The organism is Candidatus Pelagibacter communis, from assembly GCF_001179945.1.
In the GTDB taxonomy this organism is placed as follows: domain Bacteria; phylum Pseudomonadota; class Alphaproteobacteria; order Pelagibacterales; family Pelagibacteraceae; genus Pelagilacustribacter; species Pelagilacustribacter ubique_A.
Genome location: NZ_CVSG01000020.1, coordinates 1 through 693 on the forward strand (window position 1 = coordinate 1; position 693 = coordinate 693).

Annotated in this window: 1 protein-coding gene; it reads left to right on the forward strand. The window is 33.3% G+C overall.

Annotated features, from left to right (window positions below; translation table 11 throughout):
• Positions 1 to 667: flavodoxin-dependent (E)-4-hydroxy-3-methylbut-2-enyl-diphosphate synthase (locus AMN78_RS00775; RefSeq protein WP_179850582.1), on the forward strand; the 667-nt coding region annotated here is incomplete at its 5' end.
• Between the last annotated feature and the right edge of the window lie 26 nt (positions 668 to 693).

Genomic DNA, 693 nt, shown 5'->3' on the forward strand with positions numbered 1-693 from the left:
TAGATTACTAGTGAATCGTATGGATTCTGAAGGTATGGACTACCCTCTTCATTTAGGTGTTACGGAAGCAGGTGAAGGAGAAGATGGTCGGATCAAATCTGCTGTAGGTATTGGAACACTTTTAGAAGATGGATTAGGAGATACGATCCGGGTTTCTCTTACAGAAGAGCCAGAATATGAAATCCCTGTAGCTAATTTATTAGTAGATCGGTATGAAAAAAGAAAGGATCATGCTTCTATTCCAAATATGAGATATCCTCAGTTATCTCCTTTTGAATACAAAAAAAGAGAAACCAACCCAGTTAAAAATATTGGAGGTGATTATGTTCCTCGAGTTGTGGCAGATCTATCTCTTGAAAATAAAATTCAACCAGAGAGCTTAGTCGATTTAGGCTATACATATTTCCAAAAAGAGGATAAATGGGGAATTGGTGATTTTGCTTGTGATTATATTTTTATTAACAAACAAGACATAGATTTTAGTCTTCCAGGCACACTTGGTGTTGTTCAAGCATATTCTGTTTGGAAAAATACAAAAAAATCACAACACTATCCCTTTTTAGATACAAAACAATATTTGAAAAAAGAAGACCAACATTCTGATCTGAATTTTATATATGTTACATTGCAAACTCTCAATAATGAACTTATTGAAAAGATAAAATAATAGCAATTTTAACCATAGTCTACTCC